The organism is Nocardia sp. 852002-51101_SCH5132738 (genome assembly GCF_001665695.1).
Lineage (GTDB): Bacteria > Actinomycetota > Actinomycetes > Mycobacteriales > Mycobacteriaceae > Nocardia > Nocardia nova.
Window position 1 is genome coordinate 1 of record NZ_LZML01000198.1, and the last position, 15,841, is coordinate 15,841.

Sequence of the window (15,841 nt, forward strand, 5' to 3'; positions counted from 1 at the left end):
GGCCGACCACCCTTTTTTACTTTTTGGCGTTGGGGGGTTGGGTCTGTTTTTTATACGTCTCTGGGGGGGGGGTGGTGCGACCGTCGTCGTCACCGGCGGCGTGGGGGCCTCCGCGCGGCCGGAAACTCCGGTCGTGGGGACCGGAGTGGCGGCGTCGTCGTGCAGCAGCAGGGCCGCCGCGATGCCACCGAGGACGAGACCGGCGGTGGCCGCGGCCGCCGCGATGAGCAGCGGGGTGCGTCGACTGCGCTTCGGCTCGGCCGGTGGCACTTCCGCCGGGGCGGCCACGGTGGCCGCGACGGTCATGGCGGCGGGTTCGGCCTCGGGCGCGGGTTCGGCGGCGGGCATCGCCGCCGAATACGCCTGAACCGTCCCGTCGGCGGCGTGGACCGCGGGCAGCACATCGGTGACCACCAGCGCGTTCTCGGTGCCGGTCGGATCGGGCGGGGTGGTCCCGGCCGGAGTCGCGAGCACAGCTGCCAGGGCCGCGCGGGCAGCGTCGCGCGCATGACCGCGGCTGTCCTCGGAGGCCGGCAGGTCGGCGTCGCTGACCAGAACCACCGAGCGCAGCCCCAGGTAGTCGAGGGCCTCGCGCAAACCGCGCACATACTCGGCCGGCCAGTCGCCGGGATGGGTGGCATAGAACTCGGCCGGGCCGCTCAGATGCTCGGCGGCCAGGTTGATCAGGCAGAAGATCGCCGTTGCCACCAGATCCTCGGCGCGGTAGGCCTCCCCGTCGTCGACGGTGATACCGGCGGGATCACCGACCGACCGGACGAATCCGGTGATCGAGTGGGTATGTCCGGGCGGCGCCTCACCACCGAGCGCGGTATCGCCCTCGTCGGACATGTGCAGCACCGACTCGCGCGCGATGTACAGGGGTTCGGGCGTCTCGTCGGTTTCGCCACCGCTGGTGACGATCGCCGCGATGCACTCATCCTCGGCGATCCGCAGGCCCACCCCTGTGGCCATCCTCAATACCTCGCTTCGGTGTCTCGAGCGCGCCGATCACACGAGTAGCGAACCGTGTCCCATTGCGCGGAGCATCGACAATAACTCCGAGCGCGATCCGGCTCCGATTCGACGCCGGATCCGCGCGACATGATGCTCCACCGTCTTCGCGGAGATGTACAGTCGAGCGCCGATTTCCCGGTAGGTGAGGCCCAGCAGGACCAGCTCGGCCACCTCGCGCTCGCGCTCACTGAGGACCGAGGCCGCCGCCGGTTCGGGGGTCGCGGTACGCGGAGCGGCCGGAGTCCGCTCGGGCGCGGCCGTGGGCCGGGAGCCGGTGCGGACCGTGCGGGCCAGTTTCAGCAGGGCTGTCGCGGTGGCCGGATCGCCGGCGCTCAACGCCGCCTCACTGGCCAGCCGGGCCGCATCCCAGACCATGCCGATCGCGGCCAGCCGTCGCACCGCGGCCGTCACCCGATCCTCGGCGACCTCACCGCGCAGCACCAGCACCCAGGTGCGGCCCGCGTCGGCGAGAATCGCGGCATGCGGATCACCTGCCTGCGCGGCCGTTTTCAGCAGTCGAGCGGGTGGCATCAGTTCGTCCGGGCGCTCGTGGGCGATCGCGGCCTGAATCTCGTACCAGTGGAACACATTTGCCCAGGCCGGGGGATTTCCCGCACTGCGCAACACATTTCGCGCCGCCTCGACCAGCCGGGCTATCCGTTCCTGCTCGCCGAGGCGGATGGCGGCCAGCCACAGCTCACCGATCGGCAGCAGCGCGGGCAGATCGGCGTCGACCTCGTCGAAGGTCGGATAGGCGGCCTCCCAGGCGCGCAACAGGATTCCGTGGTCTCCCGCGCGGCGGGCCAGGCCGACCAGGACGCCGTGCGCGAGCAGGCGATCGCGCGGGGGCAGGGCGGTGGTGTCGACGGCCGCGACCGTCCCGGCGGCGGTCTGTTCGTCACCGCCGAGCATCGCCGTCCATGCCGTCAGCACCCGGATCTGCGGATCGTGCGGATCGGTGCCGCGCAGGGCGTCGGCGGCGCGGCGGGGTTCACCCATACTCAGGCACAGCAGCGTCGCGAGCGCGACCGGCGCGCACGGCAGCATGCGATCCTCCGACGCGGCCGTGCGGGCCAGCTGGATCAGAGCGGCCGCGGCCGACGTTGCGGCACTGCGAGATTCGCCGGTGATGCTCTGCGCCAGCGCGGTGGCGAAACGGCCGGTGCGGGCATTGGATTCCGTGGGCGGCCACTGCGCCGCCGAACCCGACACCGCTTGCGCGTCGCCGACCGCTCCGGCGAGGTGGAACACCGCCGCGGCGGTCGCCCAGTCGGCGCCGGTGCGGGCGGTGCCGAGCCAGGCGTACAGCTGCACCGCCCGGCCGATCAGTCCCCGGCGGGCATGGACGCTCGCGCTGATCCGCACGGCGGCGGCGAGATCCGCGGGTGGCGCGTCGCTGCGCGCGAGTACGGGTTCGGCCAAGCGCAAAGCGGATTCGTCGTCACCGCCGAGGGCGGCCGCGGTGGCGCGGGGGATGGCGATCCGCTGTGCGTCGTACCCGCTGGCCACGGCGGCGGTGTAGTACCGGCTCGCGTCGCTGCCCGCGTTTTCGGCTGCGGCGCGCAGGAATTCGGCCAGCCGATCGTCGCGGACCCCGGATTCGGCGAGCTGCAAGGCCGTGTGGTCGCGCAACAGCCCGGCCTCGAGGCGGGCGGTGAGCAGGCGGCGCTGAATCGAGACGAACCGGCGTTCGCCGACCAGGGTGCGCAACGGTTCGATCGCGGGACCCAGCAACAGGTCGGCATCGGTGATCAGGGCCCCGGCGCGGGCCCGGTCGACGAGTCCGACCGCCGTCGTCTCGTCGGTGCCGAGCACCTCCGCCAGCTCACTCGGATCGAGGCCGGCGCCGGTGGTGGCGACCGTCAGCACCTCGAGCAGTTGCGGTTCGGTATCGTCGAGAAGGGCTCGCGCCCAGCTGGTTACGGCCTGGTCGACGGCCTCGATGCCGCCCTCGAGCCGGGTGGCGCAGGCGGCGGTGAGCGCGGCCACCACGCCACCCGGGATGCCGCCGGTGTGCCGGTGAATGTGGTCGGCGACCGGACGCGGCACGGTCATTCCCAATTCGCGGGCGAACGGAGCGATATCGGCGGTGCCCAGCGGCCGGAGTTCGATCACCCGGCCGCGTCGCGACACCGCGTCCGCCAGCGCGCGCAGGGCGCTGTCGTGCGGTTGCGGCCGGGTCGCGACGATGATCGTGCGCGAATCCGATTCCACGGCGGCGCACAGCTTTTCCAGCTGTAGCTGGTCCAGGGTGTGGGCGTCGTCGACGACCACGGCGGCGCGGGTATCGGGCGGGGTGGTGGTCGCGCTCACATTGTCGAAGCAGCCGATACCGCTGCGCCGCAGGCGATTTCGCACCGCGGCTAGCAGCGTGGACTTCCCGGTGCCGCACCGTCCCCGAATCAGGTAGACGAGCGGATCCGGGGAGTCCGAATCCAGTTCCCGAAGAATCTCCCGCGCGCCCTGAAGGGCGCCGTATGCCACCGCGAGGTTGCCGACCACTGTCACCGATCCTCAGTTGCCTTCGTGGGGCAGCACCTTGCCCGGTGCCTGCAGCACCGTGCCGAGGGTGTTGCCTGTCTGGTCGAGACCGTCGTTCAGCGTGTTGCCCAGCGTATTTCCCAGCGAACCACCGGGAGAGCTCGGAGTGGTGGGCTGGGAGGGCACCGAGGGCGCGGACGGCGTCTGGACGGGCGTCTGCGGGGGTGCCTGCGGGGCAGGGGAATTGGGTGCCGGGGAGTTCTGTGCCGGCGTGTCCGGGGCCGCCGCGGAGGCGGGGGCCGGTGAATTCGGGGCCGGGGAATTCGGGCCGGCGGAATTCGGTGCGGCCGTGCCCGGGGCCGGGGCACCCGCCGAGTTCTCGGCGGCCGTGCCGGCGCGGGTGGTGCCGGTGTTGTTCGCGGCCGTCACCGGGCTCCCGGCCGTCGGATGCGCGGGGTCGGTGGCGCCGGCCGGGGCGACACCCGCCGAGGTCGCCGCATGAGCCGCGGACGTCGCCGCCGCGGGAGCGGGCGACGAATTCGACGGACTTCCCGCGGTACCCAGGGCCAGGGTGCCGGTGGCCACCGCGCCCACGGCGATCGCGGCGCCGGCGATGAAGGCGACGCGGCGCCACCGGCTGGTTCCGGCCGGCGGGGCGGTATCGGCGGGCGGCGGTTCGACGACGGTCCGGTCGCCGATCGCCGGCAGGGCCGTGGTCGTGGCGTCGTCGGAAAGAGCTTGTGGCTCGGTCGAATCGAGCGCGAGATCGGGTACGGCCAGGGCCGCGGCGTGATGCTGCGCGTCGGTGTACAGGTCCGCCGCGAGCAACGTCGCTCCCCGGGCGCTGAGCGAACCGGGATCGGCGACCGGGGCGATCGGGATCGCGAACTCGCCGGAGATCAGTTCGGTGAGCAGGCCGATGGATGCGCCGCCACCGGTGAGCAGGATCCGACCGACCTGGTCGATGCCCACTCCCGCGCGCCGCACCGCCTCGTGCACGAGGTTCAGCGAATCCGTGAGCGGTCCGCGGAACAGATCCTCCACATCGTCACGCACCAGGCGCACATCGCGCGCGACACCGGCCAGACGGACCGGAACCATCGTGGCGGTCTCGGTCGAAAGCCGGTGTTTCGCGTCGGCGCAACGGTTTCGCAGTATCGACAATTCGCGCTCGACAACCGGGTCGAACGGGTCGAAATCCGTTTCTCCCAATGCATTTGCCAGCACGTAGCGCATCGTCAGCAGATCGAATTCCGCGCCGGAGACCTCGGTGGAGCGAACCGGTTCGCCCAGCAACCCCGAGTGCGGGCCCGAACCCACGACCGACACCGTGGTGCCGGTGGCGCCGGAGTCGTAGATCACGACGGGGGTGTCGGGCGGGAAGGGCGTGCTCGCCTCGAGCCGACGGAGCGCGGCGAGTGGTTCCGCGACCAGTACCACCGCTTCGCCGCCGGCGCGGTCGAGCGCGCGGCGCTGTGCCTCGACGATGTGCGCGGACCACCACGCCGGTACGGTCGCGACCACGGAATCCGGATCGAAATCGGCGACGACCTGGGAGATCGTCTCGGCGACCAGATCGGCGGCTGCGACCGAAGAGCCGTCGGGCAGGAGAATATCGACCGGATCGCCCACGCGGGACAATAGATTCTCCGACAATTCGGGCGCCGATCCGAAACGGTGGCGACGAATGTGAACAGAGACATTTTCCGGGTCGGCGCTCGCGGAAGTGGAGCCGGTCGCGGCGACTGTGCGCGACGACCCGACCGTGATGCCGAGCGTCAGGCCCTGAGTCATTCGAGAACCCCTGTCGTTGGTATTTGCGGTCGTCACGAATATTTGCGGTCGTCACGATCTATCCCACTGTCGGTTGCCGGGGGGCCGCCGTTACCCCTGATCCGGAAGCTTTGGGGAAAGTCCCCTAATGCGCCGGATTCCCCTATCGGGGCCGATACGGAAATCAGGGGATTCGCCCCGTTTCGCGTAACGCCGGGGCTTCTTAGCGTGAAAGGCAATTCGACTGCTGCGGATCGACGATGGTCCGCCGATCCAGGAGACGATCTGCGATGACCCCCAACGCCATTCTCGAATTCATCCTCAACCTGTTGCGCGACCACGAGGCCGCCGTCGGTTACTGCACCAACCCGACCGAATCGCTGTGCGCGGCCGGACTCGAGGCGGTGACGCCGGAGGATATCGCCGCCGTGGCGCCGATGGTCGCCGAATCCGCCCTGGTCACGGGCGGCTCGCAGCTCGCAGCCATCGTGGCGGCCGGTGGCGGCGCGGCGGCCGGCGGTGGTCTCGGCGCGGCGGCCGGCGGCAGCGGTGGGCTCGCGGGCGGCCTGGCCGGCGAAGCGGGTGCGATCAGCGAGGCCAACCTGGGCGCCGGGGCCGCGCTCGGTGGTGAAACCGGAATCGAGGCCGGCGCGGGCCTCGGCCTCGGTGCGGGACTGGGTGCCGACCTGGGGGCGGGGCTGTCCGCCGGACTGGGCGCCGCCGCATCGGTGGGCGCGGGCGCCGCGGCCGGGCTCACCGCCGGACTGGGCGCCCTGACCGGGGTCGCGGTCGGACTCGGCGGCGCGCTCTCGGGCACCGGCACCGCCGGCACCGATCTCGGCCTCTCCGCCGGAATCGAAGGCGCCGCCGACACCATCGCGCAGGCGGGTGCCGACCTCTCCACCGAGATCGGCACCGGAATCCAGGCCGGAATCTCCTCCACCGCAACAGGTTTGACCGAAGCGACGGCAGGTCTCGGCGCCGGCATCTCCGGCCTCGGCGCCGGGCTCGGCGGAGCGCTGAGCGGCGCGGCCGAAGCCGGCGTGGGCTTGGGAACCGAACTCAACGGAGCGCTCGGGGGTGCGGCCGACGCCGGTGCCGGCCTCGGCGCAGCCCTCGGAGGTGCCCTGAACGCCGGAGGTGAACTCGGCACCGGACTCGAAACCGGTCTGGGCGCGGGGCTCGGCGGTGCCCTGGGTGGCGCGGCGGAAGCCGGTGCCGGCCTCGGGGCCGCCCTGGGCGGTGCGGCAGCAGCGGGCGCGGGTCTCGGCGGTGCGCTGGGTGGTGCGCTGAATGCGGCGGGTGACCTGGGTGCGGGGCTGTCCGGTGCGGCGGGCGCCGCGACCGGGGTGGGCTCCGAACTGGGTGGCGCGTTGGGCGGTGCGGCGAATGCCGGTGCCGGTCTCGGTGTTGCGCTGGGCGGTGTTGCCGATGCGGGAGCGGGTCTCGGTGGTGCGCTCGGCGGCGCGGCGGAGGCCGGGGCGGGGCTCGGCGGTGCGCTGAATGCGGCCGGTGACCTGGGCGCGGGGCTGTCCGGTGCGGCGGGTGCGGCGACCGGGGTGGGCTCCGAACTCGGTGGCGCTTTGGGTGGCGCGGCGAATGCCGGTGCCGGTCTCGGTGGCGCGCTGAACGTGGCGGGTGACTTGGGTGCGGGTTTGTCCGGTGCTGCCGATGCCGCGACCGGCGCGGGCTCCGAACTCGGTGGTGCTTTGGGTGGCGCAGCCGACGCGGGTGCTGGGCTCGGTGGTGCGGCGGAGGCCGGTGCGGGGCTCGGTGGTGCGCTGGGCGGTGCGCTGAATGCGGCCGGTGACCTGGGCGCGGGCTTGTCCGGTGCGGCGGGTGCGGTGACCGGGGTGGGCTCTGAGCTGGGAGGCGCCTTGGACGGTGCCGCCAACGCGGGTGCTGGTCTGGGAGGTGCGCTGAGTGGTGCGGCGAATGCCGGTGCGGGTGTGGGTGGTGCGCTGAATGCGGCGGGTGACTTGGGTGCGGGGCTGTCCGGTGCTGCGGGTGCGGCGAGCGGGGTGGGCTCCGAACTCGGTGGCGCGTTGGGCGGCGCGGCGAATGCCGGTGCAGGACTGGGAGGCGCGCTGGGCGGTGTTGCCGATGCGGGTGCCGGCCTTGGTGGTGCGCTGAATGCGGCGGGTGACTTGGGGGCGGGGTTGTCCGGTGCGGCGGGTGCTGCGACCGGGGTGGGGTCCGAGTTGGGTGGTGCTTTGGGTGGTACGGCCGACGCGGGCGCTGGTCTCGGTGGTGCGCTGGGTGGTGTGGCGGACGCCGGTGCGGGACTGGGCGGTGCCTTGGGTGGTGCCGCCAATGCTGGTGCGGGGCTGGAAGGTTCGTTCGGGAATTCGGTCCATACGGGTGGCGATCTGGGTGGTGCGCTCGGCGGTGCGACGCAGGTCGGAGCCGACCTCGGTGGTGCTCTCGGGGGTGCGGCCCACGCGGGTGCCGGACTCGGTGGAGAACTCGCGGGCGGCGCTGGGCTCAGTGGCGCACTCGGGGGAGCGGCGAATGCGGCTGCGGGCCTTGGGGGTTCACTCAGCGGGGCGGCCGATGCCGGTGCCGGGATCGGGGGCGATCTGTCGGATGCGACACAGGCGGCCGGAGATTTGGGCGGGGCGCTGAGCGGTGCTGCGCAGGGTGGTATCGGTGGTGCACTGAACGGTGCCGCGAATGCCGGAGCAGGACTGGGCGGCGCTGCGAATGCCGGTGCGGGGCTCGGTGGTGCCTTGGGTGGTGCGGCGAATGCCGGTGCCGGACTGGGTGGTGCCTTGGGTGGTGCGGCGAATGCCGGTGCCGGACTGGGCGGTGCCCTGAACGGTGCGGCGAACGCCGGTGCCGGACTGGGCGGTGCCCTGAACGGTGCGGCGAACGCCGGTGCCGGTCTCGGTGGTGCCCTGGGCGGCGCCGCGAATGCCGGTCTCGGTGGGGCGCTCGGCGGTGCTGCGAATGCCGCCGCGGGACTCGGGGGTGCCGCCGGTATCGGAGCGGGGCTCGGCGGGGCGGTGGCTTCGGGGGCGCAGGGTGCGACCGGGTTGGAGACCGGGTTGTCCGGTGGTCTCGGCAGCGGTGTGCACACCGGGGCGGATCTGTCCGGGGCCGCGGCCTCGGGTGCGCATGCGGCCGGGGATCTGTCGTCCTCGCTGTCGGGTGCGGTGACGTCCGGTGTGAACAGCGCGACCGGCCTCGGAACCTCTCTGTCCGGATCAGCGGATGCGGGCGTCCACAGTGCCGGCGACTTGGCGACCTCGCTCTCGGGAGCGGGCGCCAGTGCCGTGCACAGTGCCGGCGACCTGGGCACGTCGTTGTCCGGCGCGGGCGCGGGGGCTGTGCACAGTGCGGCCGACCTGGGGACATCGCTGTCCGGGACCGCCGCGTCGGGTGTGCACAGTGCCGGTGACCTCGGAACCTCGTTGTCGGGGACCGCGGAGTCCGGTCTCCACGGTGCGGGCGATCTGTCGACCTCGCTGTCGGGCGCGGCGGATTCGGGGTTGCACGCGGGCGCCGATGCGAGCTCGGGTCTGACGGGTTCGGTCGACTCGGGGCTGCACGCGGGCACGGATGCGTCCTCGGCGCTCTCGGGTACGGCCGCCGGCACCTGGTCCGGTGTCGATGTGTCGCACGCGTTCGGCAGCGGTGTCGGCACCGATATCTCCGGCGTCGGCGCCTCGGGTATCGGCGGCGGCGTGGACAGCGCCCTCGGTGCGCACAGCGGCATCGACAGCACTCTGGCGGCGGGCGGCAACAGCTCGCTGTCGGGCGGGCTCGACACCGGCGGTCACACGGATTCGAGCCTGTTCGGTGACACCTCCGGCCACGCCTCGACCGTCACCGATACGCACGCCTCCGGCGACATCACCGGCGGACTGCTGCACTGAGGGTAGCGAAGAATCGGTTCGGTCAACGAAACAAGTTGGGGTGCAACGAAAATGAGCAGTGTGGTCGTGGCGGACACCGCCCCGGAGGTGCCTGCCTCACCGCTGTCGCGGATTCTCGCCGAAACCATCACCGCCGCGCGCACCGCCGATCGCGACGATCTGGTCGGCCGGCTGGAGGTGCTGGCCGACCGGATCCGCGACCCCCGCCGCCGCATCGTGGTGGTGGGCCTGGGCAACCAGGGCAAGAGTCAATTCGTCAACGCGCTGCTGAATCTCGACATCAGCCCGGTCGGAGACGATGCGACCACCGGGGTGCCGATCGTGCTCTCGCACGGCCCGCAGGCCCGGGCCGAGACCGTCGTCACCACGCCGTCCGGTGACGAGCGGGACAACCGGCGGATTCCGCTGCCGCTCGGCGATATTCACACCGTCACGCCGCAGTCTCCGCACGGCCGCGTGGCGCGGGTGGAGATCGAGTTGCCGAATCCGCTGCTGGCCGACGGGATCGTCGTCATCGACACCCCGCCGGTCGGCGGCCACGCAACCGCCACGGCCGCAGCGGTTCTCGCCCTGGCCCCGGCCGCCGATGCGGTGCTGCTGCTCTCGGATGCCTCCACCGAGCTGACCGAACCGGAGGTCGACTTCCTGCGGCAGGTGCGCGAACTGTGCCCGGCCGTGGCGCTGATCCTCAGCAAGATCGATCTGTATCCGCATTGGCGGCAGGTATTGCAGGCCGACCAGGCGCATCTGGAGCGCAATCGGCTGGCGCTGCCGATCATCCCGGTTTCGGCGCTGCTGCGCAGCCACGCCATGCGGCTGCAGGATCAGCAACTGGGCCGGGAATCCGGTTTCGGTGTCCTGTTCGACTTCCTGCGGGAGCAGGTGGTCGCTCGGGACGAGGCGGCGGCGCAACGCGCGGTGGCTCTCGACATCTCCTCTGCCGCAGAACATCTCGCACTGGCGCTGAGCAGTGAACTGGTCGCCCTGCGCGACCCCGAACGCGGTGCGGCCGCCATCCGCGAACTGCGCACCGCGAAGGCGCAGGCCGAGGAGCTGCATCGCCGGACCGCGACCTGGCAGCAGACGCTGGGCGACGGCGTCACCGATCTGGCCGGCGATATCGACCACGACCTGCGAGATCGGTTGCGCGCCATCGGCAGGACCGCCGAGGAATGGATCGACGAGAACGATCCCGGCCGGCTGTGGGATCAATTGGAACAGTGGCTGATGCAAACGACCGACACCGCCATCGGCGACAACCTGCTGTGGACGCATCATCGCGCCATCCACTTGGCCGAGCGGGTGGCCGAGCACTTCCTCGAATTCGGCGCGGTGGATCTGCCTGCGGTGCGGTCGGGTTCGGAATTGGAGGAATCGCGGGTGGCGTCGGTGACGCTCGCCGATCTCGAGCCGGATCTCGGCATGGGCCACAAGTTGCTCGTCGGTATGCGCGGTTCCTACGGCGGTATGGTGATGATCGGCCTGGCCAGTACGGTCGCGGGCCTGGCGCTGATCAATCCGGTGTCGCTGGGCGCGGGTGTGCTGCTGGGCGGCAAGGCGTTTCGCGACGACAAACGAGAACGGCTGGCGCGCAAGCGCGGCGAGGCGAAGATGGCGGTGCGCCGCTACCTCGACGATGTGAGTTTCGAGGCGGGCAAGGAGTCGCGCGACCGGCTGCATCGCATCCATCGCATTCTGCGCGATCACTTCACCGGCATCGCCGACCGCAGTCTGCGTTCGATCAACGATTCGCTGCAGGCCGCGCAGGATGCCGCCGGAGTGGCCAACGCCCAGCGCACGCAGCGGGGCGCGGAACTCGAGCGGCAATTGCGAGTGGTGGCCGAGCTGCGACGTCATGCCGATGCGATGCTGCCGCCGGCGGGCCCGTCCGGACGTCATGCGCGGGGGGCACAGTCCTGACCCACGGCACCGGGACTCCGAGCCTGCGGCCCCGGGATTCTCAGCCCACGGCACCGGGATTCACAGCCTGCTCGGGTACGGTCGACGCGTGAGTTACCAGGTCAGCGACCAGACGCCGGGCATCGTGGGGGAGGCGCGCCGGTTGGTTTCGGCGGCCCGCCACGCCTATGCGCCGCGGTCGCGCCCCGCCGCGATGCTCGGTGACTGTGCGCGCCGCCTCGACCAACCGCTGCGGGTGGCGCTGGCCGGGCAGCTCAAAGCCGGTAAATCGACGCTGCTCAATGCGCTGGTCGGACAGGACATCGCACCGACCGATGCCACCGAGTGCACGCGGATGGTGACCTGGTACCGCCACGGCCCGGCCCCGCGCGTGAGCGCCCTGGCCGCCGACGGCGCGAGCGCCGATGTGGTGGTGCGGCGCACTCCCGGCGCCGACGGCCTGCCCGGGGCGCACGGTCTGAGTTTCGACCTGTCGGCGCTGCGCTGGAACGCCGCCGGTGAGCACGAGGTCGACCATCTGGATGTGCAGTGGCCGGCCGCCACCCTGGCTCGCACCACCATCATCGATACCCCGGGCACCTCGTCGCTGTCGCGGGAGGTGTCGCTGCGCACCTCACGGCTGCTCACGCCCGACGAGAATGCGGCGGTGACCGTTCCCGAGGCCGACGCGGTCGTCTATCTGCTGCGCCGGCTGGACGCCTCCGATATCGGGTTCCTGGAACGCATCGGCGCGGGAGGTACTGCCCGGCAGGGTGTTTCGGGTCCGCTCGGCGTGATCGGGGTGGTCTCTCGGGCCGACGAGATCGGCGCCGGCCGCATCGATGCCCTGCATTCGGCCCGCGAGGTCTCGGCCCGCTTCGCCACCGAACTGGAGCGAACCGGATTGTGCCAGGCGGTCATTCCGGTCGCCGGCCTGCTCGCCTTCGCCGGCGCGACGCTGCGGCAGCGCGAATTCGATGCCTTCGAGGCGCTGGCGCGGATCTCCGTGGAGGATCTGAGCATCGCGCTACTGTCCGCGGACCGATTCGCGCATCCGGAGTTGCCCCTGCCGGTGCCGGCGGAACTGCGGGCCCATCTCGCAGCCCGGTTCGGCCTGTTCGGCATTCGTATGGCGGTGACGCTGATCCGGCTGGGCGTGCGCGACTCCGCCACGCTGGCACGCGAACTCGGCGAGCGCAGCGGCGTGGAGGAACTGCGCACGGTGCTCGACGTGCAGTTCGCCCAGCGAGCCGATCAACTGAAGGCGCATTCGGCGTTGACCGCCGTGGCGCGGATCGTGGCCGCCCATCCGGGAACGCGCGCCGACGACCTGCTCCCCCATATCAACAGCCTGTTGGCGGATGTGCACGGATTCGCCGAGCTGCGGCTGCTCGGGCGGTTGCGCACCGATGAATTGCCCCTGCCCGCAGACGATGTCACCGAGTTGTACCGGCTGGTCGGCGGATCCGGTGTGGCACCGCATCTGCGCCTGGGATTGCCCCCGGACGCTCCGGGCGGCGAAGTACAGGCACATGCGGTGGCGGCGGTGCGGAAGTGGCGTGGTCGGGCGCGCCACCCGCTGGCCGACCGATTCACCACCGAAGCCTGCCTGACGGCGGCGCGGAGCGCGGAGGGAATCGTCGACCAGTTGCGGGAACCGGAAACCACCCCGATGAGCCGCGTGCGTCCGCCTCGCGCCGGCTGATCCCTCGGCGCTGTGATGTGTCTCGCATCACAGCGGGGGCCGGTCACAACCTCGTCCTGCCCGTGTCGAAACCGGATGTAAGGGCCGAAAACTCGGCCGGGCACCGATCCGAGGACACATCATGCCGACCGTCGTGACTCTCGATTCCTTCGTCAACTACCGCGAGAGCGGCACCGGACCGGTTCCGGTGGTCTTCCTGCACGGCAACCCGACCTCGTCGTATCTGTGGCGCAACGTGATTCCGCACGTCGATCCGCTGACCCGGGTGCTCGCGCCGGATCTGATCGGCATGGGGGATTCGGGCAAGCCCGATATCGCCTACCGATTCGCCGATCACGCCCGCTACCTCGACGCCTGGTTCGACGCCCTGGAGCTGGACGAGGTGGTGCTCGTGGGGCACGACTGGGGCGGCGCGCTGGGTATGGACTGGGCCGCGCGCCACGCCGACCGGGTGCGCGGCGTCGCGGTGGTGGAGACATTCCTGCGACCGCTGCGCTGGTCCGAGATGCCGAGCAGGGGGCGGAGCTGTTCCGTCGGTTCCGGTCACCGGAGGGGGAGCAGATGATTCTGCGCGACAACATGTTCATCGAATTCAATCTCCCGTTCGGCGCGCGCAGCCTGACTCCGGCCGATCTGGACGTGTACCGGGCGCCGTACCCGACGCCGGAGTCGCGGCGGCCGATGTTGGTGTGGCCGCGCGAGATCCCGTTCGACGGAGAGCCCGCCGATGTCGCCGCCGTCATGGACGACTACGGCCGCTGGATGGCTTCCACACCGGATATCCCCAAGCTGGTGATGGCTGTGGATGCCGGCGTCGGCCTCGGATCGTCGGACGCGGTGGATTGGGCGCGGCGGACCTTCGCGGCGGTCGAGGTCGTCGGGATCGGTCCGGCCGGACATCACGCCCCCGAGGACCGTCCCGACGCCATCGGCGCGGCCGTGGCGACCTGGCTGCGCGACGCGCGGCTCACCGAACCCCGCACCGCGGTCCGGACAACGCCGCGGTGACCTGCGCCGTTGCGGTGCCGCTCGCGGCACCGCACGATAGGTCGATGAGCGTTGACGGGCCCGACGAGCGGGCGGCCGAGACCGCACTGGTCGATCGCGCCGTGGCCGGCGACCGGACCGCCATCGCCGACGTGGTGCGGCTGTTGCAGGATCCGTTGTACCGCTTGGCGTTACGGATGACGGGAAATCCGCCCGATGCCGAGGACGCGGTGCAGGAAATCCTGCTGCGTGCTGTCGGAAATCTCGCGAGTTGGCGCGGCGAGGCGAAACTGACGACCTGGGCCTATCGCATCGGCGTCAACTATCTGCTGAACCAGCGCCGGCGCAGCCCGCAGGAATCGGCGCAGCTGGACCTGGACGGCTTCGCCGCCAATCTGCTCGAGGGGCTGGCCGAACAGGAGTACCGGGGGCCCGAGGCGACGGTGCTCACCCGCGAGGTGCGGCTCGTCTGCAGCCAGGCGATGCTGCAATGCCTCGCCCGTGACGAGCGGGTCGCGTTCGTGCTCGCCGATGTCTTCGAACTGAGCTCGGCCGAGGCCGCGTGGATTCTCGGCATCGGCGCCCCGGCCTATCGGAAACGGCTGGAACGGGCGAGGACTCGGCTCGGCAACTTCCTGAACGCCACCTGCGGTGTGGCGAATCCGGCAGCGCCGTGCCGCTGCGCGCGCCGCGTGCGGACCGCCGTCGACCAGGGCCGGGTGCGGCCCGGCGCACGCGGCCTGGGCGGTCATCCGGTGGCGCCCGGTGGCCGCAGCGCGGCCGATGCCGAGAAGCAGATGATCGGCCTGCACGATGCCGCGTCGATACTGCGTGCCCACCCGGACTACGCACTGCCGCCGGCGCGGCTGGACGCGATCGCGAAACTGCTCGATTCCGGACGCTTCCCGCTGCTCGACCGCTGAGCGATCACACGTCGGACGACGAACTCGACGGGTCCACAAGGATTTTCGCGTGATGTTCGGGACTGCCCAGGGCGGTGAAGGCGTTGTCGACACCCGCCAGCCCCACGGTTCCGGTGATCAGCGGAGCCGGGTCGACCTTACCGCCGGCGATCATGTGCAGGGTGTCGCGGAACTCGCCCGGATCGTAGCCGAAGGCGAAGCGCAGTTCGATCTCCTTGTTGATCGCCATCGCGGGCCGGAAACGGTCGGTCTCCATACAGACCCCGACCACCACGATGCGGGTCAGAGGCGGTGCGTCGGTGAGCAATTGGTCGATGATCCCCGGCACGCCCACACATTCGAACACCACCGGCCCGCCCGGCGCCGCGTCCAGGCTGTGCGCGAGGCGGAACAGATACCACCAGGGCAGTTTCGGGATGCTGCGCAGTCGCGTCATGGTGTCGAAACCGAGATTGAGGATATCGGTGACGCCGGAGATGCGACCCTTCGCGGGGTTGGCCGTCCACGGTGATTCCAGATTCGGATCCACCACCACGTTGGCGCCACACCGGCGCGCCAGTTCACGGCGACGCGGTGAGAAGTCGCTGGCGACAATGTTCTTCACGCCGGCGGCGCGCAGCATGCTGATGACCGCCAGGCCGATCGGCCCGCACCCCACCACGAACGCGGGCTGGTTGCGGCCCACCCGACTTTTGCGCACCGCATGCCAGGCGACGGCCATCGGTTCGGTCAGCGCCGCATGGTCGGTGGCCAGCCCGTTCGGCACCGGGAACGTCATGGATTCCTGCACCACGACCTGTTCGGCGTAGCCGCCGGGCGCCTGCTCCGACAGTCCGGTCAGTTCGGGATCGCGGCCGTTGCGCACGATCGGCAATGCCACCACGCGGGTGCCCGGCTGCCAGCGTTTGCGGCAGTCGGACCCGTATTCGACTATCTCCCCGACGAATTCGTGACCGAGCACCACACGCTGATGGGAGCGCATGAAATTCCGGTAACCGGTGGCGGCCGCGAGCTCGGCCAGTTCGTCACAGTGCAGACGGGCGTGCAGATCGGAGCCGCAGATCCCGCATCGCGACACCGCGATCACCAACTGGCCGGGCCCGGGTTTCGGCGCCGGGATATCCGCGACTTCCAGCTTGCCTTCCGAACACACCACGGCCTTCATATCCGCACGGTACCGC

10 protein-coding genes are annotated in these 15,841 nt (G+C 71.2%); 6 read left to right on the forward strand and 4 right to left on the reverse strand.

The features are described from left to right. The 3 genes from A5789_RS37525 to A5789_RS30590 all read right to left on the reverse strand — a co-directional run. A partial coding sequence (locus A5789_RS37525; RefSeq protein WP_197516773.1) for a hypothetical protein occupies window positions 1-972 on the reverse strand: 972 nt, incomplete at its 3' end. A 36-nt stretch (window positions 973-1,008) separates the two neighbouring features. Further along, the gene (locus tag A5789_RS30585) at window positions 1,009-3,516 is read right to left on the reverse strand and encodes a LuxR C-terminal-related transcriptional regulator (protein ID WP_082941068.1); all 2,508 of its coding nucleotides are present in this window, start codon (window positions 3,514-3,516) and stop codon (window positions 1,009-1,011) included. A 12-nt stretch (window positions 3,517-3,528) separates the two neighbouring features. Next, entirely contained in the window at window positions 3,529-5,127 is a 1,599-nt protein-coding gene (locus tag A5789_RS30590; protein ID WP_193615633.1) for an Hsp70 family protein, read from the reverse strand. 431 nt (window positions 5,128-5,558) lie between these two features. Between A5789_RS30590 and A5789_RS30595 the strand changes: the two genes are divergently transcribed. The 6 genes from A5789_RS30595 (at window position 5,559) to A5789_RS30615 (ending at window position 14,660) form a co-directional block, all read left to right on the forward strand. Then, entirely contained in the window at window positions 5,559-9,146 is a 3,588-nt protein-coding gene (locus A5789_RS30595) for an IniB N-terminal domain-containing protein (protein ID WP_064905611.1), read from the forward strand. 51 nt (window positions 9,147-9,197) lie between these two features. Beyond that, window positions 9,198-11,066, forward strand: a complete 1,869-nt coding sequence (locus A5789_RS30600; protein ID WP_064905613.1) for a dynamin family protein — start codon at window positions 9,198-9,200, stop codon at window positions 11,064-11,066. An 88-nt stretch (window positions 11,067-11,154) separates the two neighbouring features. Then, on the forward strand, window positions 11,155-12,750 hold the full coding sequence (locus tag A5789_RS30605; RefSeq protein WP_227463218.1) for a dynamin family protein: 1,596 nt from the start codon (window positions 11,155-11,157) through the stop codon (window positions 12,748-12,750). Between the two features lie 121 nt (window positions 12,751-12,871). Beyond that, a complete protein-coding gene (locus tag A5789_RS38135; RefSeq protein ID WP_227463217.1) occupies window positions 12,872-13,315 on the forward strand; it encodes an alpha/beta fold hydrolase in 444 nt (147 codons plus the stop codon). Continuing rightward, window positions 13,312-13,758, forward strand: a complete 447-nt coding sequence (locus A5789_RS38140) for a hypothetical protein (RefSeq protein ID WP_227463216.1) — start codon at window positions 13,312-13,314, stop codon at window positions 13,756-13,758. Before A5789_RS38135 ends, A5789_RS38140 begins: the two co-directional genes overlap by 4 nt. 44 nt (window positions 13,759-13,802) lie before the next feature. Further along, complete coding sequence (locus A5789_RS30615) at window positions 13,803-14,660, forward strand: RNA polymerase sigma factor (protein WP_063017364.1); 858 nt, start codon at window positions 13,803-13,805, stop codon at window positions 14,658-14,660. A gap of 4 nt (window positions 14,661-14,664) precedes the next feature. Here the strand turns inward: A5789_RS30615 and A5789_RS30620 are convergent, their stop codons facing one another. Then, window positions 14,665-15,825, reverse strand: a complete 1,161-nt coding sequence (locus A5789_RS30620) for a zinc-binding dehydrogenase (RefSeq protein WP_064905629.1) — start codon at window positions 15,823-15,825, stop codon at window positions 14,665-14,667. Window positions 15,826-15,841: the final 16 nt, after the last annotated feature.